General features: G+C 69.4%; 15 protein-coding genes. 11 read left to right on the top strand and 4 right to left on the bottom strand.

The genetic code is table 11. The features are described 5' to 3' along the window. Positions 1-492, top strand: coding sequence for a DUF2505 family protein (locus OG714_RS22400; protein ID WP_406123466.1), 492 nt, complete (start codon positions 1-3; stop codon positions 490-492). On the opposite strand, the gene OG714_RS22395 is transcribed toward OG714_RS22400, so the two are convergent. Next, the gene (locus OG714_RS22395) at positions 477-1931 is read right to left on the bottom strand and encodes a purine-cytosine permease family protein (RefSeq protein WP_406123464.1); all 1455 of its coding nucleotides are present in this window, start codon (positions 1929-1931) and stop codon (positions 477-479) included. The two genes, OG714_RS22400 and OG714_RS22395, sit on opposite strands and share 16 nt — an antisense overlap. An 87-nt stretch (positions 1932-2018) precedes the next feature. Beyond that, entirely contained in the window at positions 2019-2318 is a 300-nt protein-coding gene (locus tag OG714_RS22390) for a PLD nuclease N-terminal domain-containing protein (RefSeq protein ID WP_406123463.1), read from the bottom strand. Between the two features lie 180 nt (positions 2319-2498). Between OG714_RS22390 and OG714_RS22385 the strand changes: the two genes are divergently transcribed. Both OG714_RS22385 and mqnP read left to right on the top strand, forming a co-directional pair. Then, positions 2499-3953, top strand: coding sequence for a menaquinone biosynthesis decarboxylase (locus OG714_RS22385; protein ID WP_406123461.1), 1455 nt, complete (start codon positions 2499-2501; stop codon positions 3951-3953). After that, positions 3950-4852, top strand: coding sequence for a menaquinone biosynthesis prenyltransferase MqnP (mqnP, locus tag OG714_RS22380; RefSeq protein WP_406123459.1), 903 nt, complete (start codon positions 3950-3952; stop codon positions 4850-4852). The genes OG714_RS22385 and mqnP overlap by 4 nt, the downstream gene beginning before the upstream one ends. Before the next feature lie 16 nt (positions 4853-4868). Here mqnP and OG714_RS22375 read toward each other — a convergent pair whose 3' ends face one another. After that, positions 4869-5477 carry a rhomboid family intramembrane serine protease gene (locus tag OG714_RS22375; RefSeq protein WP_406123458.1) on the bottom strand — a complete coding sequence of 203 codons (609 nt, stop codon included), beginning with the start codon at positions 5475-5477 and terminating at the stop codon, positions 4869-4871. A 142-nt stretch (positions 5478-5619) separates the two neighbouring features. On the opposite strand from OG714_RS22375, the gene OG714_RS22370 reads away from it, so the two are divergent. From OG714_RS22370 to OG714_RS22345, 6 genes are all read left to right on the top strand, one after another. Then, positions 5620-6261 (top strand): UbiX family flavin prenyltransferase, encoded by a 642-nt coding sequence (locus tag OG714_RS22370; RefSeq protein WP_406123457.1) that lies wholly within the window; start codon positions 5620-5622, stop codon positions 6259-6261. Between the two features lie 61 nt (positions 6262-6322). Further along, positions 6323-6778 carry an Lrp/AsnC family transcriptional regulator gene (locus OG714_RS22365; RefSeq protein ID WP_329255615.1) on the top strand — a complete coding sequence of 152 codons (456 nt, stop codon included), beginning with the start codon at positions 6323-6325 and terminating at the stop codon, positions 6776-6778. Between the two features lie 48 nt (positions 6779-6826). Then, positions 6827-7990: an aminofutalosine synthase MqnE gene (gene mqnE, locus OG714_RS22360; RefSeq protein ID WP_327407132.1), complete on the top strand. Its 1164-nt coding sequence runs from the start codon at positions 6827-6829 to the stop codon at positions 7988-7990. 8 nt (positions 7991-7998) lie between these two features. After that, positions 7999-8523 carry a GNAT family N-acetyltransferase gene (locus OG714_RS22355; RefSeq protein ID WP_406123454.1) on the top strand — a complete coding sequence of 175 codons (525 nt, stop codon included), beginning with the start codon at positions 7999-8001 and terminating at the stop codon, positions 8521-8523. A gap of 75 nt (positions 8524-8598) precedes the next feature. Continuing rightward, positions 8599-8898, top strand: a complete 300-nt coding sequence (locus OG714_RS22350; protein ID WP_406123452.1) for a DUF4229 domain-containing protein — start codon at positions 8599-8601, stop codon at positions 8896-8898. Positions 8899-8925: 27 nt separating this feature from the next. Continuing rightward, positions 8926-9561 carry a TetR/AcrR family transcriptional regulator gene (locus OG714_RS22345; RefSeq protein WP_406123450.1) on the top strand — a complete coding sequence of 212 codons (636 nt, stop codon included), beginning with the start codon at positions 8926-8928 and terminating at the stop codon, positions 9559-9561. Between the two features lie 35 nt (positions 9562-9596). Here the strand turns inward: OG714_RS22345 and OG714_RS22340 are convergent, their stop codons facing one another. Further along, positions 9597-10511 carry a MaoC family dehydratase gene (locus OG714_RS22340; RefSeq protein WP_406123448.1) on the bottom strand — a complete coding sequence of 305 codons (915 nt, stop codon included), beginning with the start codon at positions 10509-10511 and terminating at the stop codon, positions 9597-9599. A 352-nt stretch (positions 10512-10863) separates the two neighbouring features. On the opposite strand from OG714_RS22340, the gene OG714_RS22335 reads away from it, so the two are divergent. Together OG714_RS22335 and kstD are read left to right on the top strand one after the other, a co-directional pair. After that, positions 10864-12777, top strand: coding sequence for an AMP-dependent synthetase/ligase (locus tag OG714_RS22335; RefSeq protein ID WP_406123447.1), 1914 nt, complete (start codon positions 10864-10866; stop codon positions 12775-12777). A 96-nt stretch (positions 12778-12873) separates the two neighbouring features. Next, on the top strand, positions 12874-14649 hold the full coding sequence (kstD, locus tag OG714_RS22330; RefSeq protein WP_406123446.1) for a 3-oxosteroid 1-dehydrogenase: 1776 nt from the start codon (positions 12874-12876) through the stop codon (positions 14647-14649). Positions 14650-14764: the final 115 nt, after the last annotated feature.

Here is a 14764-nt window from a genome sequence, read left to right as displayed (position 1 = left end):
ATGAAGTTCACCCTTACCTATGACGTGGCCGGTGCTTCCGACGAGTTCTTCGCCTGGTTTCTTGATTCGGCGCGTGAAGAGGACCTGTACAAGGGCGAGTTGAAGTACAGGAGTTATGCGATGTCGGGGCGGCGTGAGAGTGACGAGCGGGTTGTCCGGCGCACCGTGTTCCAGCGTGCGGTGCAACTGCCCGGCCCGGTGGCCAAGTTGTTCGGCGCTGACTTCAGTGAGGTCGAGGACGGGACCTTCGAGAAGGCCGACCGTCTGTGGACGTGGAAGGTCACGCCGAGCAGCCAGGCGGACAAGATTCGCCACGAAGGTCACCTGAGGGCCGACGGTGCCGACGGCGTCCGTAGCCGCCTCCGCCTGGACTTCACCTACGAGGCGAAGATCTTCGGCGTCGGCGGCCTTCTGGAGAGCTCCACGGAGAAGAACCTGCGCGAGGAGTGGGACCGGACCGTCGCGTTCTACAACCGTCAGGCCTCGGCCTGAGCGGACGCGGATGCGGACGAGGACGCGGATACGGACGTCGGGGTTCGTCCCGCCACGCGGCTGAACACCAAGTACAGCACCGCGCTCAGCACGAAGCCCACGATCGGCGTGCTGTCGCCGAAGGACGGCCAGTGCTTCGGGACGTAGCCGACGTAGTCCTCCTGGTTGGAGAAGAGCGGGACCGAGACCCCGATGCCGATCAACAGGGCTGCCAGGCCGGGCCAGTTGGTGAAGGTGGGGTCGGTCAGGCGGGGGGCCAGTTCCTCGGTCGTGATCGTGGCGCGGGACTGGAACCAGCGTTCCACCAGGACCACGCCCAGCCACGGCGCCACCCAGTACGCGATCACCAGCAGGAACGCCTCGTACGCCGAACCCGCGTCGGACAGTGACGCCCACGCCGCCGCCGTACCGGCCACGCCTGAGACCACTACCAGGACGCTGCGGTTCAGCCACGCGGGGAGTTTCAGGCCCAGGGCCGTGAGGGAGATCGCGCCGGAGTAGACGTTCAGGGCGTTCGCCGAGATCGCGCCGAGGATGATCGCGAGCAGCACCAAGTTGCCGAGCCAGGACGGGAGATGGCCCGTGAAGGCCGCCGTGGGGGTTGCGTCCTTGGGTGCGAGGAGAGTTGCCGAGGCCGCTCCCATCACCGCCACGAACGTCACCGACACGAACAGGCCCAGCGCCGGGTACAGGATCGTCTTGAACCTGTTCGCCGTGCGGGGGAGGTAGCGCGCGTAGTCCGTGGCGTACGGGTTCCAGCCCGCCGCGTAGCCCCAGGCCGCGCTGAGCGCGAGGAGGAAGCCGCCCACTCCGCCGCCCGTGCCGCCCCCGCCGAGGTGCGCGTCCTTGAACGTCCACACGCCGGCCAGCACGAAGATCACCGCGAGCGCCGGGAACGCGTACTTCTCGAAGGTGTGCACGAAGTTGTGGCCGATGAAGCCGATGAGGATCTCGGCCACCACTACGAGCAACAGCGACGGCAGGGGACGTAGACCCGTCAGTGTGTTCAGTGCGAACGCCGCGCTCACGCTGTTCACCGCGAACCAACCGACGCCCGCCACAAGGCCGTTGGCCGCCGACGGGAGGATGTTGCCGCGGAAGCCGAAGGAGAAGCGGCCGATCACCATCTGCGGGACGCCGAAGCGCGGGCCGTCCAGGGAGAGGAAGCCCTGTGTGATCGCGCCGAGGCCCGTGCCCAGGACGATCGCCGCGGTCGCCTGCCAGAAGCTCAGGCCGAAGAAGAGGACCGAGATCACGCCGATGTAGACGGTCGCGAACTCGATGTTCGGGGAGGCCCAGGTCCAGAGGAGCTGGAGCGGGCTGCCGTGGCGTTCGGCGTCGGGGATCGGTTCGGCGCCGGCCGTCTCTACGGCGATGACCTTGTCACCGTATTCGGGGGCGAGGGTGGTGCCGGTCGAGTCGGCGGGAGCAGTCGTCATGCGAGGTAAGTGTCCGGTTCCTGCCGGTCCGGGCCCAGAGGCGCATTGTCCGTACCGGGCCGCTCACCGGCGTACAACCTGCACGTATCACTCGGGCTTGGGGTCGTCCTTGAGGTCGTCCTTGTTCAGGGACTTCAGGAACTCGGGGTTGTCGTCCGGCGCGATCCACTGGCCCGGCGCGGCCGTCGCCCCGTCCGGGGAGCGCCGCGCGCGGCCCGCGATCAGCCAGGCGACCGGGCCGATCAGGACCTCGCCGAAGAGCAGGATCACGAAGACCCACGCCAGCTTCGGCATGCCCCGTACGTCCTTCTCGGGCGTGTTCAGGCAGTCCACGAAGGCGTAGATCCACAGAGCCAGGACCAGCAGGAAGGGCAGATACCTGAGCATGGCGGCGAGATTCTCCTGAGTGGTGGGACGGCCCCGGTGACGGGGTCAGGTTAGCGGGTGCCCGCTGTGCTGGTCCGGGGGACGCTGTGTCCCACAGCCGCTGCGCCGCGGGCCGGACCCCCGACAGAAGGCAGGGGGCGGACGTTGGGGGACGGTGAGCGCTCGGCGATACTGGGACACATGGCTTACGACGATCTTCGCTCCCTGCTCAGGGCACTGGAGCGCGAGGGAGACCTCAAGCGCATCAAGGCCGAGGTGGACCCTTATCTGGAGGTCGGGGAGATCGTCGACCGGGTGCAGAAGGCCGGCGGACCCGCTCTCCTCTTCGAGAACGTCCGCGGATCGGGCATGCCCCTCGCCATGAACGTCTTCGGGACCGACCGGCGGCTGCTGAAGGCGCTGGGGCTGAAGTCGTACGGCGACATCTCCGAGAAGATCGGCGGACTGCTGCGGCCCGAGCTGCCGCAGGGGTTCGTGGGCGTGCGGGACGCGTTCGGGAAGCTCGGCGCGATGACCCACGTACCGCCGAAGAAGGTCAAGGACGCGCCGGTGCAGGAGGTCGTCCTCGAAGGGGACGATGTCGACCTGGACCTGCTGCCCGCCCTCTTCACCTGGCCGCAGGACGGTGGGTCCTTCTTCAACCTCGGGCTCACGCACACGAAGGACCCGGAGAGCGGGATCCGCAATCTCGGGCTGTACCGGCTCCAGCGGCACGACAAGCGCACCATCGGCATGCACTGGCAGATCCACAAGGACAGCCGGAACCACTACCAGGTCGCGGCGCGGCGCGGGGAGCGGCTGCCCGTCGCCATCGCGTTCGGGTGTCCGCCCGCCGTGACGTACGCCTCCACCGCGCCGCTTCCCGGTGACATCGACGAGTACCTCTTCGCCGGGTTCATCGCGGGCAAGCGGATCGAGATGGTCGACTGCAAGACCGTGCCGTTGCAGGTGCCGGCGCAGGCCGAGGTCGTCATCGAGGGGTGGCTGGAGCCCGGCGAGATGCTGCCGGAGGGGCCGTTCGGGGACCACACCGGGTTCTACACGCCGCAGGAGCCGTTTCCCGCGCTGACCATCGACTGCGTGACGATGCGGAAGCGGCCGTTGCTCCAGTCGATCGTCGTAGGACGGCCTCCGACGGAGGACGGACCGCTGGGACGGGCGACGGAGCGGTTCTTCCTGCCGCTGCTGAAGATCATCGTGCCGGACATCGTGGACTACCACCTGCCCGAGGCGGGCGGATTCCACAACTGCGCGATCGTCTCCATCGACAAGAAGTACCCGAAGCACGCCCAGAAGGTGATGCACGCGGTCTGGGGTGCGCACATGATGTCCCTGACCAAGCTGATCGTGGTCGTCGACGCCGACTGTGACGTTCACGATCTGCACGAGGTCGCGTGGCGGGCCCTCGGCAACACGGACTACGCCCGGGACCTGTCGGTCGTGGAAGGACCCGTCGATCATCTCGACCATGCCTCCTACCAGCAGTTCTGGGGCGGCAAGGCGGGGATCGACGCGACGAGGAAGTGGCCCGAGGAGGGCTACACGCGGGACGGCGGCTGGCCCGAGATGGTCCTGTCCGACCCGGAGACGGCGGCGAAGGTCGACCGCCGGTGGAAGGAGTACGGACTTTCGTGAGCAGCGCATCAGCCGCGATCCCGCAGCCGGGGCGCACCAAGGCGTTCCTACGCCTCGTCATGATCGAGCACTCCGTCTTCGCCCTGCCCTTCGCCTACATCGCGGCGCTGACCGCGATGTTCCGGCTGGACGGGAACATCCACTGGGGGCGGCTGCTGCTGGTCACCATCTGCATGGTGGGGCTGCGGACCTTCGCGATGGCGGTCAACCGGATCATCGACCGCGAGATCGACGCCCGTAACCCGCGCACCGCCCACCGCGAGCTGGTCACCGGCGCGATGACGGTGAAGCACGCGTGGACGGGCGCGCTCGTCGCCCTGGTCGTCTTCCTGGGCTCGGCGGCCCTGCTGAACCCCTTGTGCCTGGCGCTGGCGCCCATCGCGGTGATCCCGATGGTGGTCTACCCGTACGGCAAGCGGTTCACGAACTTCCCGCAGGCCATCCTCGGTCTCGCCCAGGCGATGGGCCCGGTCGGCGGCTGGCTCGCGATCACCGGCGAGTGGTCCTGGGACGCGGTGATCCTCGGGCTCGCCGTCGGCATCTGGATCGGCGGCTTCGACCTGATCTACGCCTGCCAGGACATCGAGACCGACCGCGAGATCGGCGTCATGTCGGTCCCGGCGCGCTTCGGCATCCCGGCGTCCATCTGGGGCGCGCGCGTCTGCCACGCGATCACGACGGCCCTGCTCGCCTGGTACGGCGCGGCGACCGGCGCCGGTGCCTTCTTCTGGTTCGGCCTGCTGATCGTCGCGGGCGCGTTCCTCTACGAGCACTCGATCGTCCGGCCGCATGACCTCTCGCGGTTGAACAGGGCGTTCTTCAGCGTCAACGGGTTCATCGGGATCGCGTTGTTCGTGTGTGCGCTGCTGGATCTGCTGGTGCGCGGGCTCACCGTCTGAGCGACGGGGTCACCGTCTAAGCGGCGGTGAGCGGAGTCCTCGGGGTGGGCCTGCGGCGGAACACGAACGCCGCCCCCACCCCCGCCGCCAGCCCGATCAAGTGTCCCTGCCAGCTGACCCCCGACTGTGTGGGCGCCAGTCCGAGCAGGATCGACGTGCCCCAGACCGCGCCGATCAGCAGGCCCACGACGATGCCCAGCGGGCGGCGCTCGACGAAACCGCCGACCAGCAGGAAGCCGAAGAGGCCGAAGATCAGGCCCGAAGCGCCCGCCGTGTTCGTGTGGGCCGGGGCTATCAGCCACACGCCGAGACCGTCCGCGACGATGATCGCCGCGCACACCGCGGCGAACCGGCGGATGCCGCCCAGCGCGGCGAGGAAGCCGAACACCAGCAGCGGCACGGTGTTCGCGGCCACGTGGGCGAAGCCGAAGTGGATGAACGCGGCCGGGACGACGTCGATCAGCTCGGACGGCTCGCGCGGGATGATCCCGAAGCCGTCGAGAGCGTGGCCGGTCAGTACGTCCACCACTTCGAGCAGCCACAACAGCGCGACCCAGCCCACCATCAGCTTGGCCGCGGCCTTCGCACGGTCGCCCTGCGACCACTCCGACTCCGTACCGGACATGGCACCCCCCACGGTCCACTCGTCCCCACAGAAGAACGCCCCGGCACCCTTGACCGGTTCCCACCCCGCGACGCCAGCTAGGCTCGGTGTCGTGAACCCAGTCAAGCCAGGAGAGACGCCGCGTACGCCTTGGATCGTAGGGGTGTCCGGCGCTTCCGGCACCCCATACGCGGCTGCCGTGCTGCGCGCGCTCCTCGACGCCGGTGAGAGCGTCGACCTCGTGGTGTCCCGCGCCTCCCGGCTGACGCTCCTCGACGAGACGGGGATCTCCTTCCGGGACGCGCACTGGCAGGACGACCTGCGGGAATGGCTGGCCATCGGCGCCGACGGCAAGCCCGGCACCTTCCAGCCCGCCATCGACACCGCCGCCGTACGGCACTGGAGCGCGGGCGATCTCGCGGCGGGCCCGTCCTCGGGGTCGTACCCCGCGAAGGGGATGATCGTCGTGCCCGCGTCGACCGCGTGTGTCGCCGGGGTCGCCCTCGGGCTGAGCAAGGACCTGTTGCAGCGGGCGGCGAGCGTGACCCTCAAGGAGCGTCGCAAGCTGGTGGTCGCCGTACGCGAGACGCCGTTGAACGGGCAGACGCTGCGGCACCTCGTCACCCTGGACGACCTGGGGGCGGCCGTGGTGCCCGCCTCGCCCGGGTTCTACGCGGGAGCCACCCACATCCAGGACCTGGTGGACTTCGTCGCCGGGCGGGTCCTGGACTCGGCGGGCGTCGAGCACGATCTGTACCGGCGGTGGAAGGGCGACCTCGGCGCCGGCTTCCGCACCGCCAACTGACCTACGGCACCCACTGATTCATCTTCATCTTCATCGTCATCACCGGAAGGCAACCGATCGCATGGACGCGGTGGACAGGCAGCTCATCCAGGCCCTGAGAGAGAACGGCCGGGCCTCCTACGCGGAGCTGGGGCGCCTCGTCGGCCTGTCGGGACCCAGTGTCACCGACCGCATCAACCGGCTGGAGGCGGCCGGTGTCATCACCGGTTACCGCGCCACCGTCGACTCGGCCTCCCTCGGCCTCGGCGTCATCGCCCTGATCGGCATCTCGCTCTCCGACGCCGCCGACCACGAGGACGTGGCGCGCCGCATGAAGGACCTCAGTGAGATCGAGGACTGCTGGTTCATCGCGGGCGAGGACTCGTTCATGCTGAAGGTGCGGGCACCGGACGTGGACGGCCTGGAGAAGACCATCCGGCGGCTCAGCGGGACCAAGGGCGTCTCCCGTACCCGTACGACGATCGTGCTCTCCACGAAGTGGGAGAACCGGGTCGGTGAGCTGCCCGAAGAGGCGTAGAGGCGTAGGCGTACCGTTTAGCAAGCTGTCTTAGGAAGAGGTATGGGCATGGATGTCGGGCTCAAGCGCGAGCTGGAGCAGAAGGTCCGCTCCGGTGAGCGGCTGTCCCGTGAGGACGGCATCGCGCTGTACGAGTCGGACGACCTGGCCTGGCTGGGCGGACTCGCGCACGAGGTGCGGACGCGGAAGAACGGCGATGTCGTCCACTTCAACGTCAACCGCCACCTGAACATGACCAACGTGTGCACCGCGTCCTGTGCCTACTGCTCGTTCCAGCGCAAGCCGGGCGAGAAGGACGCGTACACGATGCGCATCGAGGAGGCCGTCCGGCTCGCCAAGGCGATGCAGGGCGAGAACCTCACCGAGCTGCACATCGTGAACGGGCTGCACCCGAACCTCCCCTGGCGCTACTACCCGCGCTCCCTGAGCGAGCTGAAGAAGGCACTCCCGGAGGTCTCCCTCAAGGCCTTCACGGCCACCGAGATCCACCACTTCGAGACCATCTCCGGGCTGAGCGCGAGCGAGATCCTCGACGAACTCATCGACGCCGGGCTCGAATCCCTCACCGGCGGTGGCGCGGAGATCTTCGACTGGGAGGTCCGCCAGCACATCGTGGACCACCGCACGCACTGGGAGGACTGGTCGCGGATCCACCGGCTGGCGCACGAGAAGGGTCTCAAGACCCCGTGCACCATGCTCTACGGCCACATCGAGGAGCCCCGCCACCGCGTGGACCACGTGCTGCGGCTGCGTGAACTCCAGGACGAGACCGGCGGGTTCCAGGTCTTCATCCCGCTGCGCTACCAGCACGACTTCGTGGACATGAAGGACGGGAAGGTGCGGAACCGCCTCCAGGCGCGGACGCAGATGGCCACCGGCGCGGAGGCCCTCAAGACCTTCGCGGTCTCCCGGCTGCTCTTCGACAACGTCCCGCACGTCAAGGTCTTCTGGGTCATGCACGGCGTCCAGACCGCCCAACTCGCTCTCCAGCACGGCGCGGACGACATGGACGGCTCGGTCGTCGAGTACAAGATCACGCACGACGCCGACAACTACGGCACCCCGAACAAGCTCACCCGCGACGACCTCCTCGACCTGATCCGCGACGCCGGTTTCCAGCCGGTCGAGCGGAACACGCGATACGAGATCATCCGCGAGTACGACGGCCCGGACCCGGCGCGGCGCGAGTCGCCGCAGCCGATGCGAGTCTGAACGGAACGATGGCGCTCACTTTCGAACTGGACCCCGCGATAACCCCTGCCCTGCGCGAGGAGGTCCTCACCCTCTGGGCGGACGTCTCCAACGCGGGCGGCTCCGTGGGCTTCGTCGCACCGGTGACGGTGGACGAGATACGGCCCGAACTGGTCCGGCACTTCGTCGCCATGGCGGAGGGCCGCACCCGGCTGCTGGTCGGCCGGGACGAGACGGGCACGGTCGCCGCGACCGTGTTCCTCGCGTTCAACACGCACCGCCTGATGCTGCACTGGCTGTGGCTCTACACGGTGATGGTCCACCCCCGCCACCAGGGCAAGGGCTACGGCCGCGACCTCCTCGCCGCCGCCGAGCGGGCCGCCCGCGGCCTCGACGGCATCGAGGCGATCCGCCTCACCTGCCGCGGCGGCCACGGCCTGGAGCGGTTCTACGGCTCCTGCGGCTACAAGGAGGTCGGCCGGGTGCCCGGCGCGATCCGCGTCGCGCCGGGGGACGACCGGGACGACATCTTCATGCTGCTGCCCCTGCTGTGACCCCCCTGCAAGATCCGTGCGGCACCGTGCTTCACTGATTGGTGCCTCTGTCTGGAATCGGAAGAGTGGATTGAGATGTTCCGCTACACACTGTGGCGCCTCGGAGTCTTCGCGGGCTGCCTCGGAGTCGTCTGGGGCCTCGTCTACCTCGGCGTCTTCCCGCGCGGGTTCGGCGAGTCCAACGGCATGTGGATCGTGCTGCTCGCGCTGGTGATCTCGGCGCCGATCAGCTTCGTGGTGCTGCGCGGGGTGCGGGACCGGGCCTCGGTGCAGATCGTCGACCGGGTCGACCGGATGAAGGCCAACCTGGACGCCAACCGCAACCAGGAGGACGAGGCGGTCGACGCCGCGGGTCCGCAGGGCCAGACTTCCTAGCATCCGGACCCAACTAGGCTTGGCCCCATGGGTGCTGTGAAGACCAAACGGATGCCGCGGGCGGTCCGTGAGCAGCAGATGCTCGACGCCGCCGTGCAGACCTTCGGGCAGCGCGGTTACATGGCCGCGTCGATGGACGAGATAGCCGAACTCGCGGGCGTGTCGAAGCCGTTGGTGTATCTCTACCTGAACTCGAAGGAAGACCTGTTCACCGCGTGCATCCGGCGCGAGGGCCAGGCGCTCACCGAGGCGGTACGGGCCGGCGTGGACACCGGGTCGGCGGCCGACCGTCAACTCTGGGACGGGCTGCGGGCGTTCTTCACGCACACCGCACAACACCCGGACGGCTGGGCCGTGTTGCACCTCCAGGCCCGCACCCACGGCGAGCCCTTCGCGGCCGAGGTGGCGGCGATGCGCGCCGAACTCGTCGCGTTCGTCACCGAGTTGATCGCGGTCGCCGCCCGTGAGGCGCACCGCGACCCCGACCTCGCCGACCGTGAGGTCGCCGGTCTGGCCGAGGCGTTGGTCGGTGCCGCCGAGTCCCTGGCGGCCTGGTCGAACGTGACCCCGGGCGTCACCGCCAAGCAGGCGGCGGCGACGCTGATGAACTTCGCGTGGGCGGGGCTGGGCCAGCTGATGGAGGGGCGGCCCTGGGCGCCGTAGCGCTCGCCAGCCCACAAGCTCGCCAGCCCACAAGCTCATAAAGGGAGCGGTCGGACGGATCCGTCCACGTGTGTCCGCTCCCCGTTCCGCAGCTGGAAACGGCCACCTTCCGCCGCGTACTCCACCACCCCCGGCAACAGCACCGGCGCCCTGAACTCCGCCCGTACGCAAGCCGATTCGGGCGTCCCGTGCGCCGCGAGGCACCGGGCGGCCGTCCACATGCCGTGGGCGATGGCGCGGGGGAAGCCGAAGAGGCGGGCGGTGAGCGGGGAGAGGTGGATGGGGTTGCGGTCACCGGACGCGGCGCCGTAGCGGCGGCCGACGTCCTCGGCGAGGCGCCACTCGGCGATGGTGGGCAACGGCTTCTGTTCTTCCCGCACTTCGGCCGCTTCCCGCACTTCACCCACTTCGGCCGCTTCCCGCGATTCGGGCGTCCGCGCGGGGGTGCGGTGCCGGGCGAGGTACGTACTCCGCGACTCCCACACGACCTTGCCCTCACCCCCGCCCTGACTGCCGCCCCTCGCCCGCATCTCGGTCATGACCGTCGCCTCCGTGCCGCGCCGATGCGGGGCCAACTCGTCGACGTAGACCGTGAGTTCGTAGTCCCCGGCGGCCGGGACCGCCGTGTGCCGGGTGATCTCCACCGACGTGTGGACCAGGCCGAGGAGAGGGAGCGGGAAGGCTCGACAGCTCATCAGGCGCATGGCGAGCGGGAAGCCGAGGACGTGAGGATAGGTGATCGGGAGGGCGTCGTCGCCGGTGGCGAAGCCGCAGACGCGTTCGTAGGCGGCCAGTTTGGCCAGGTCGACGCGGACGCCGGGCAGGACGAGGCGGGTGCGGGGGAAGTCGGCGTCGGGGCGGGGCCGCTTGAAGGGGGAGAGGAGGGCGCCGCGGAGGAGGAGCGGGGTGAGCGCGGGGGTGTCGCTGAGGGGCGGATAGGGGTTGGCCATGTCCCACTCCCGGGTGGCGTCCTGGGCGGTTCTTTTCGGCTTACTTCGCAGTAAGGTTACCGCAGGTAAGGTCAAGTGGGGCGAGCCGGGCGGTCCATGGCGCGTGCATGGACGACGCAGAGGCGGCGCAGGGCTGACGCATGGCTGACAAAGCCTGCCGAACCCGCCGAGGTTGCACAGGCCCGGCTCCGTACCACCCCCGAACCCGCACCAAGTCCCCACGCCGGCACCGTACGATCTGCGACCTGACCCGAGGTAACACCCTGCCTGCGGGCCAGGATGAACGCCTCGGTACGCACCATGCGTACCTAATGCAGCAGAGCGGTACAAGCTGCACGCCACAGGAGCTGCCATGTCCGTCGCTTACCCGTCCGGCTACGACTACGACGGCGCGCCCGTACTCGTCGAGCCCGAGATCCGGCGGCTGGACGGCGTGGTGCGGGAGGTGTCCGTACCGCCGCTGGTGCCGCCGGCGACCCACGGCTCGCTCGCCGACCTGCCGTTCGAGAACGCGGCGGCGGCGCCGGAGCACGTGGTCCTCAGCAGGCAGGACGAGGACGGGAACTGGCAGGACGTCACGGCGGCGGAGTTCGCCGAGCAGGTGCGGGCCGTCGCCAAGGGGATGATCGCGGAGGGGCTCGCGCCGGGCGACCGGATCGCGGTCATGGCCCGGACGACGTACGAGTGGACGCTCCTCGACTTCGCCGCGTGGGCGGCCGGGCTGGTCACCGTCCCGGTGTACCCGACCTCCTCCCTCTTCCAGATCCGCTGGATCCTCCAGGACTCGGGCGCGGTCGCGATGGCCGCCGAGACGGTCGCCCAGGCGGCGGCGCTGGGTCCGGAGACGCCCCGGCTGCCCGACCTGCGCCACATGTGGGTCTTCGAGAAGGGTCACCTGGACCGGCTGGCCGAGCTCGGCCGGACCGTCCCGGACCAGGAAGTCTCGGTACGGCGTGGGGTGTTGCTGCCCGACACGCTCGCCACCGTCATCTACACCTCGGGCACCACGGGCCGCCCCAAGGGCTGCGCGATCACCCACGGCAACTTCCTGGCGGAGGTCGACAACGCGATCGAACTCCTCTACGGCGTCTTCAAGAACAAGGCCGACGAAGAGCCCTCCACGCTCCTCTTCCTCCCTTACTCCCACGTCTTCGGCCGCATGGTCGCCGTCGCCTGCATCCGCGCCCGGGTCCGTCTCGGCCACGCCGCGAGCCTCAAGTCCGAGGACCTGCTGGCCGACTTGGCGAGTTTCCAGCCGACCTTCCTGCTGGCCATCCCGTACATGCTGGAGAAGGTCTTCAACAACGCGCGGGCGAAGGCGGAGAAGGGCGGCCGCGGCAAGGTCTTCGACCGCGCCACGAACGTCGCCCGCCGCTACGGCGAGGCGCTGGAGGCCAGTCAGTCCGGCAAGGGGTCAGGTCCGAGCCGCCCGTTGAAGACCGCCCGCGCCTTCTACGACCCGCTCGTCTACCGGAAGATCCGCAACGCCCTTGGCGGCAAGCTCCGTTACGTCATCTGCGGCGGCTCCCCGCTGGGCCGCCGCCTCGCCGCGTTCTACGCCGGCGCGGGCATCGAGATCTTCGAGGGCTACGGCCTGACCGAGACGACGGCGGCGGCGACCTGCACCCCGCCGCTCAAACCCCGCCTGGGGACGGTCGGTTGGCCCATGCCGGGCACCAAGGTCCGCATCGCGTCGGACGGCGAGATCCTGCTCTCCGGCGGCCAGGTCTTCCGGGGCTACTGGGACCCGCACGGCGACGGGGTGATCCCCGCGTCCCAGGACGGCTGGTTCGCGACCGGCGACATCGGCCAACTCGACGACGAGGGCTACCTCACCATCACCGGCCGCAAGAAGGAGATCCTGATCACCGCGGGCGGCAAGAACGTGGCCCCGGCCCCGCTGGAGAACTGGCTCCGCTCCCACCCGCTGATCGCCCAGTGCATCGTCGTCGGCGACCGTCGCCCCTACGTCGCCGCCCTCATCACCCTCGACCTCGAAGGCATCACCCACTGGCGCCAGATGAACGGCAAGCACCCCGTCCCCGCCGAACTCCTCATCAACGACGAGGAGTTGAGAGAGGTCCTGCAACGCGCGGTCGACGACGCCAACAAGCTGGTGTCCCGCCCCGAGTCCATCCGCCGCTTCAGCGTTCTCCCGGTGGACTTCACGGAGGCGGCCGGCCACCTCACCCCGTCGATGAAGCTGCGGCGGGAGTTCGTCATGCAGGAGTTCGCCCGGGAGATCGAGGAGCTGTACGCGAACTGACCGACGTTCAGGGGGATTTGGTGCGTACCTGGTCATTGACTTCCCAAGACCCCCGCGCGACATTCCGAGCTCATTCCCCGTCGGGCTGGAGCGGCCATGACCACGAGCGCGGACACACACGCACAACTCCCCGGTAGAAGACGCGTGTTGGCCGGTGGTGCGGTCGCCGCACTCGGTGTCGTAGCCGGAGTGCAGCACACGGCCCAAGCCGCCGACCTTCCCCTCCTCGGCACCTACGACGTCGTGGTGATCGGTGCGGGAGCGGCCGGGATGACGGCCGCGCTGACCGCCGCCAAGCAGGGCCTGAGCTGTGTGGTGGTGGAGAAGGCGCCGACGTTCGGAGGTTCGGCGGCCCGCTCGGGGGCGGGGATCTGGATCCCCAACAACCCGGTGATCCTGGCGGCCGGAGTCCCCGACACCCCTGCCAAAGCCGCCACTTACCTCTCCGCGGTCGTCGGCACCGACGTCCCGGCGGACCGCCGCCAGTCGTTCCTCTCCCACGGTCCCGCCATGATCTCCTTCGTGATGGCGAACAGCCCGCTGCGCTTCCGCTGGATGGAGGGATACAGCGACTACTACCCGGAGTTGCCGGGCGGGCTGCCCAACGGCCGTTCCATAGAACCCGATCAGCTCGACGGCAACATCCTCGGCACCGAACTCGCCCACCTCAACCCGCCCTATCTGGCCGTCCCTTCGGGCATGGTCGTCTTCAGCGCCGACTACAAGTGGCTCGACCTGGCCGCGGTGAGCATCAAGGGCGCGGCCGTCGCCACCGAGTGCCTGGCCCGGGGGACGAAGGCGGCGCTGCTCGGCCAGAAGCCGCTCACCATGGGCCAGTCCCTCGCCGCCGGCCTACGGGCCGGACTCCAGTCCGCGCAGGTGCCGGTGTGGCTCAACACCCCGCTCACCGACCTGTACGTGGAGGGCGGCGCCGTCACCGGAGCGGTCGTCACCCGTGCCGGTGCCGCCGGGCTGGTGCGCGCCCGGCGCGGGGTCGTGGTCGGCTCCGGCGGCTTCGAGCACAACGCGGCGATGCGCGCCCAGTACCAGCGCCAGCCCATCGGCACGGACTGGACCGTCGGCGCGAAGGAGAACACCGGGGACGGCATCCAGGCGGGCCAACGGGCGGGCGCGGCACTGGCGTTGATGGACGACGCCTGGTGGGGACCCACCATCCCGATCCCCGGCGACCCGTACTTCTGCCTCGCCGAACGCACCCTCCCCGGGGGCCTGTTGGTCAACCGTGCCGGTTCCCGTTTCGTCAACGAGGCCGCGCCGTACAGCGACGTCGTCCACATCATGTACGACCGTGACGCCGCCGCCCCCGACATCCCGGCCTGGCTGATCGTCGACCAGAACTACCGCAACCGGTACCTGTTCAAGGACGTCCTGCCGACGTTCACGTTCCCGGACGACTGGTACAGCTCGGGCGCGGCGTACAAGGCGTGGACCCTGGACGCCCTGGCCACGTCGATCGGCGTCCCGCCGGCGGCCCTGCGCTCCACGGTCAGCCGCTTCAACTCCCTTGCGGCGAGCGGCAAGGACACCGACTTCGGGCGCGGCGACAGCGCCTACGACCACTACTACACGGACCCGTCGGTCCTCCCCAACTCCTGCCTCGCCCCGCTCTGGCTGCCCCCGTACTACGCCTTCCGCATCGTCCCCGGCGACCTCGGCACCAAGGGCGGCATGCGGACGGACGCACGGGCGCGGGTGCTGCGGGCGGACGGTTCGGTGATCCCCGGTCTGTACGCGGCCGGGAACGCGAGCGCGGCGGTGATGGGGCACAGCTACGCGGGCGCGGGCTCGACGATCGGTCCGGCGATGACGTTCGGGTACGTGGCGGCGCTGGATCTGGCGGGGGTGCTGTAGGCAGCGGTCGTAGAGCCGCCGTCTTGGCTGTCGCGGCCTGGTCATCGTGGGGTCAAGGGATGACCAGGCCGGGACCAAGCGGCCGTATGCATTGCGCATGCAACGGGTTCGGAGG

The organism is Streptomyces sp. NBC_00989 (assembly GCF_045162655.1).
Taxonomy (GTDB): domain Bacteria; phylum Actinomycetota; class Actinomycetes; order Streptomycetales; family Streptomycetaceae; genus Streptomyces.
The sequence above is the reverse complement of the archived record's forward strand: the minus strand, read 5'-3'. Positions and strand labels throughout refer to the sequence as shown.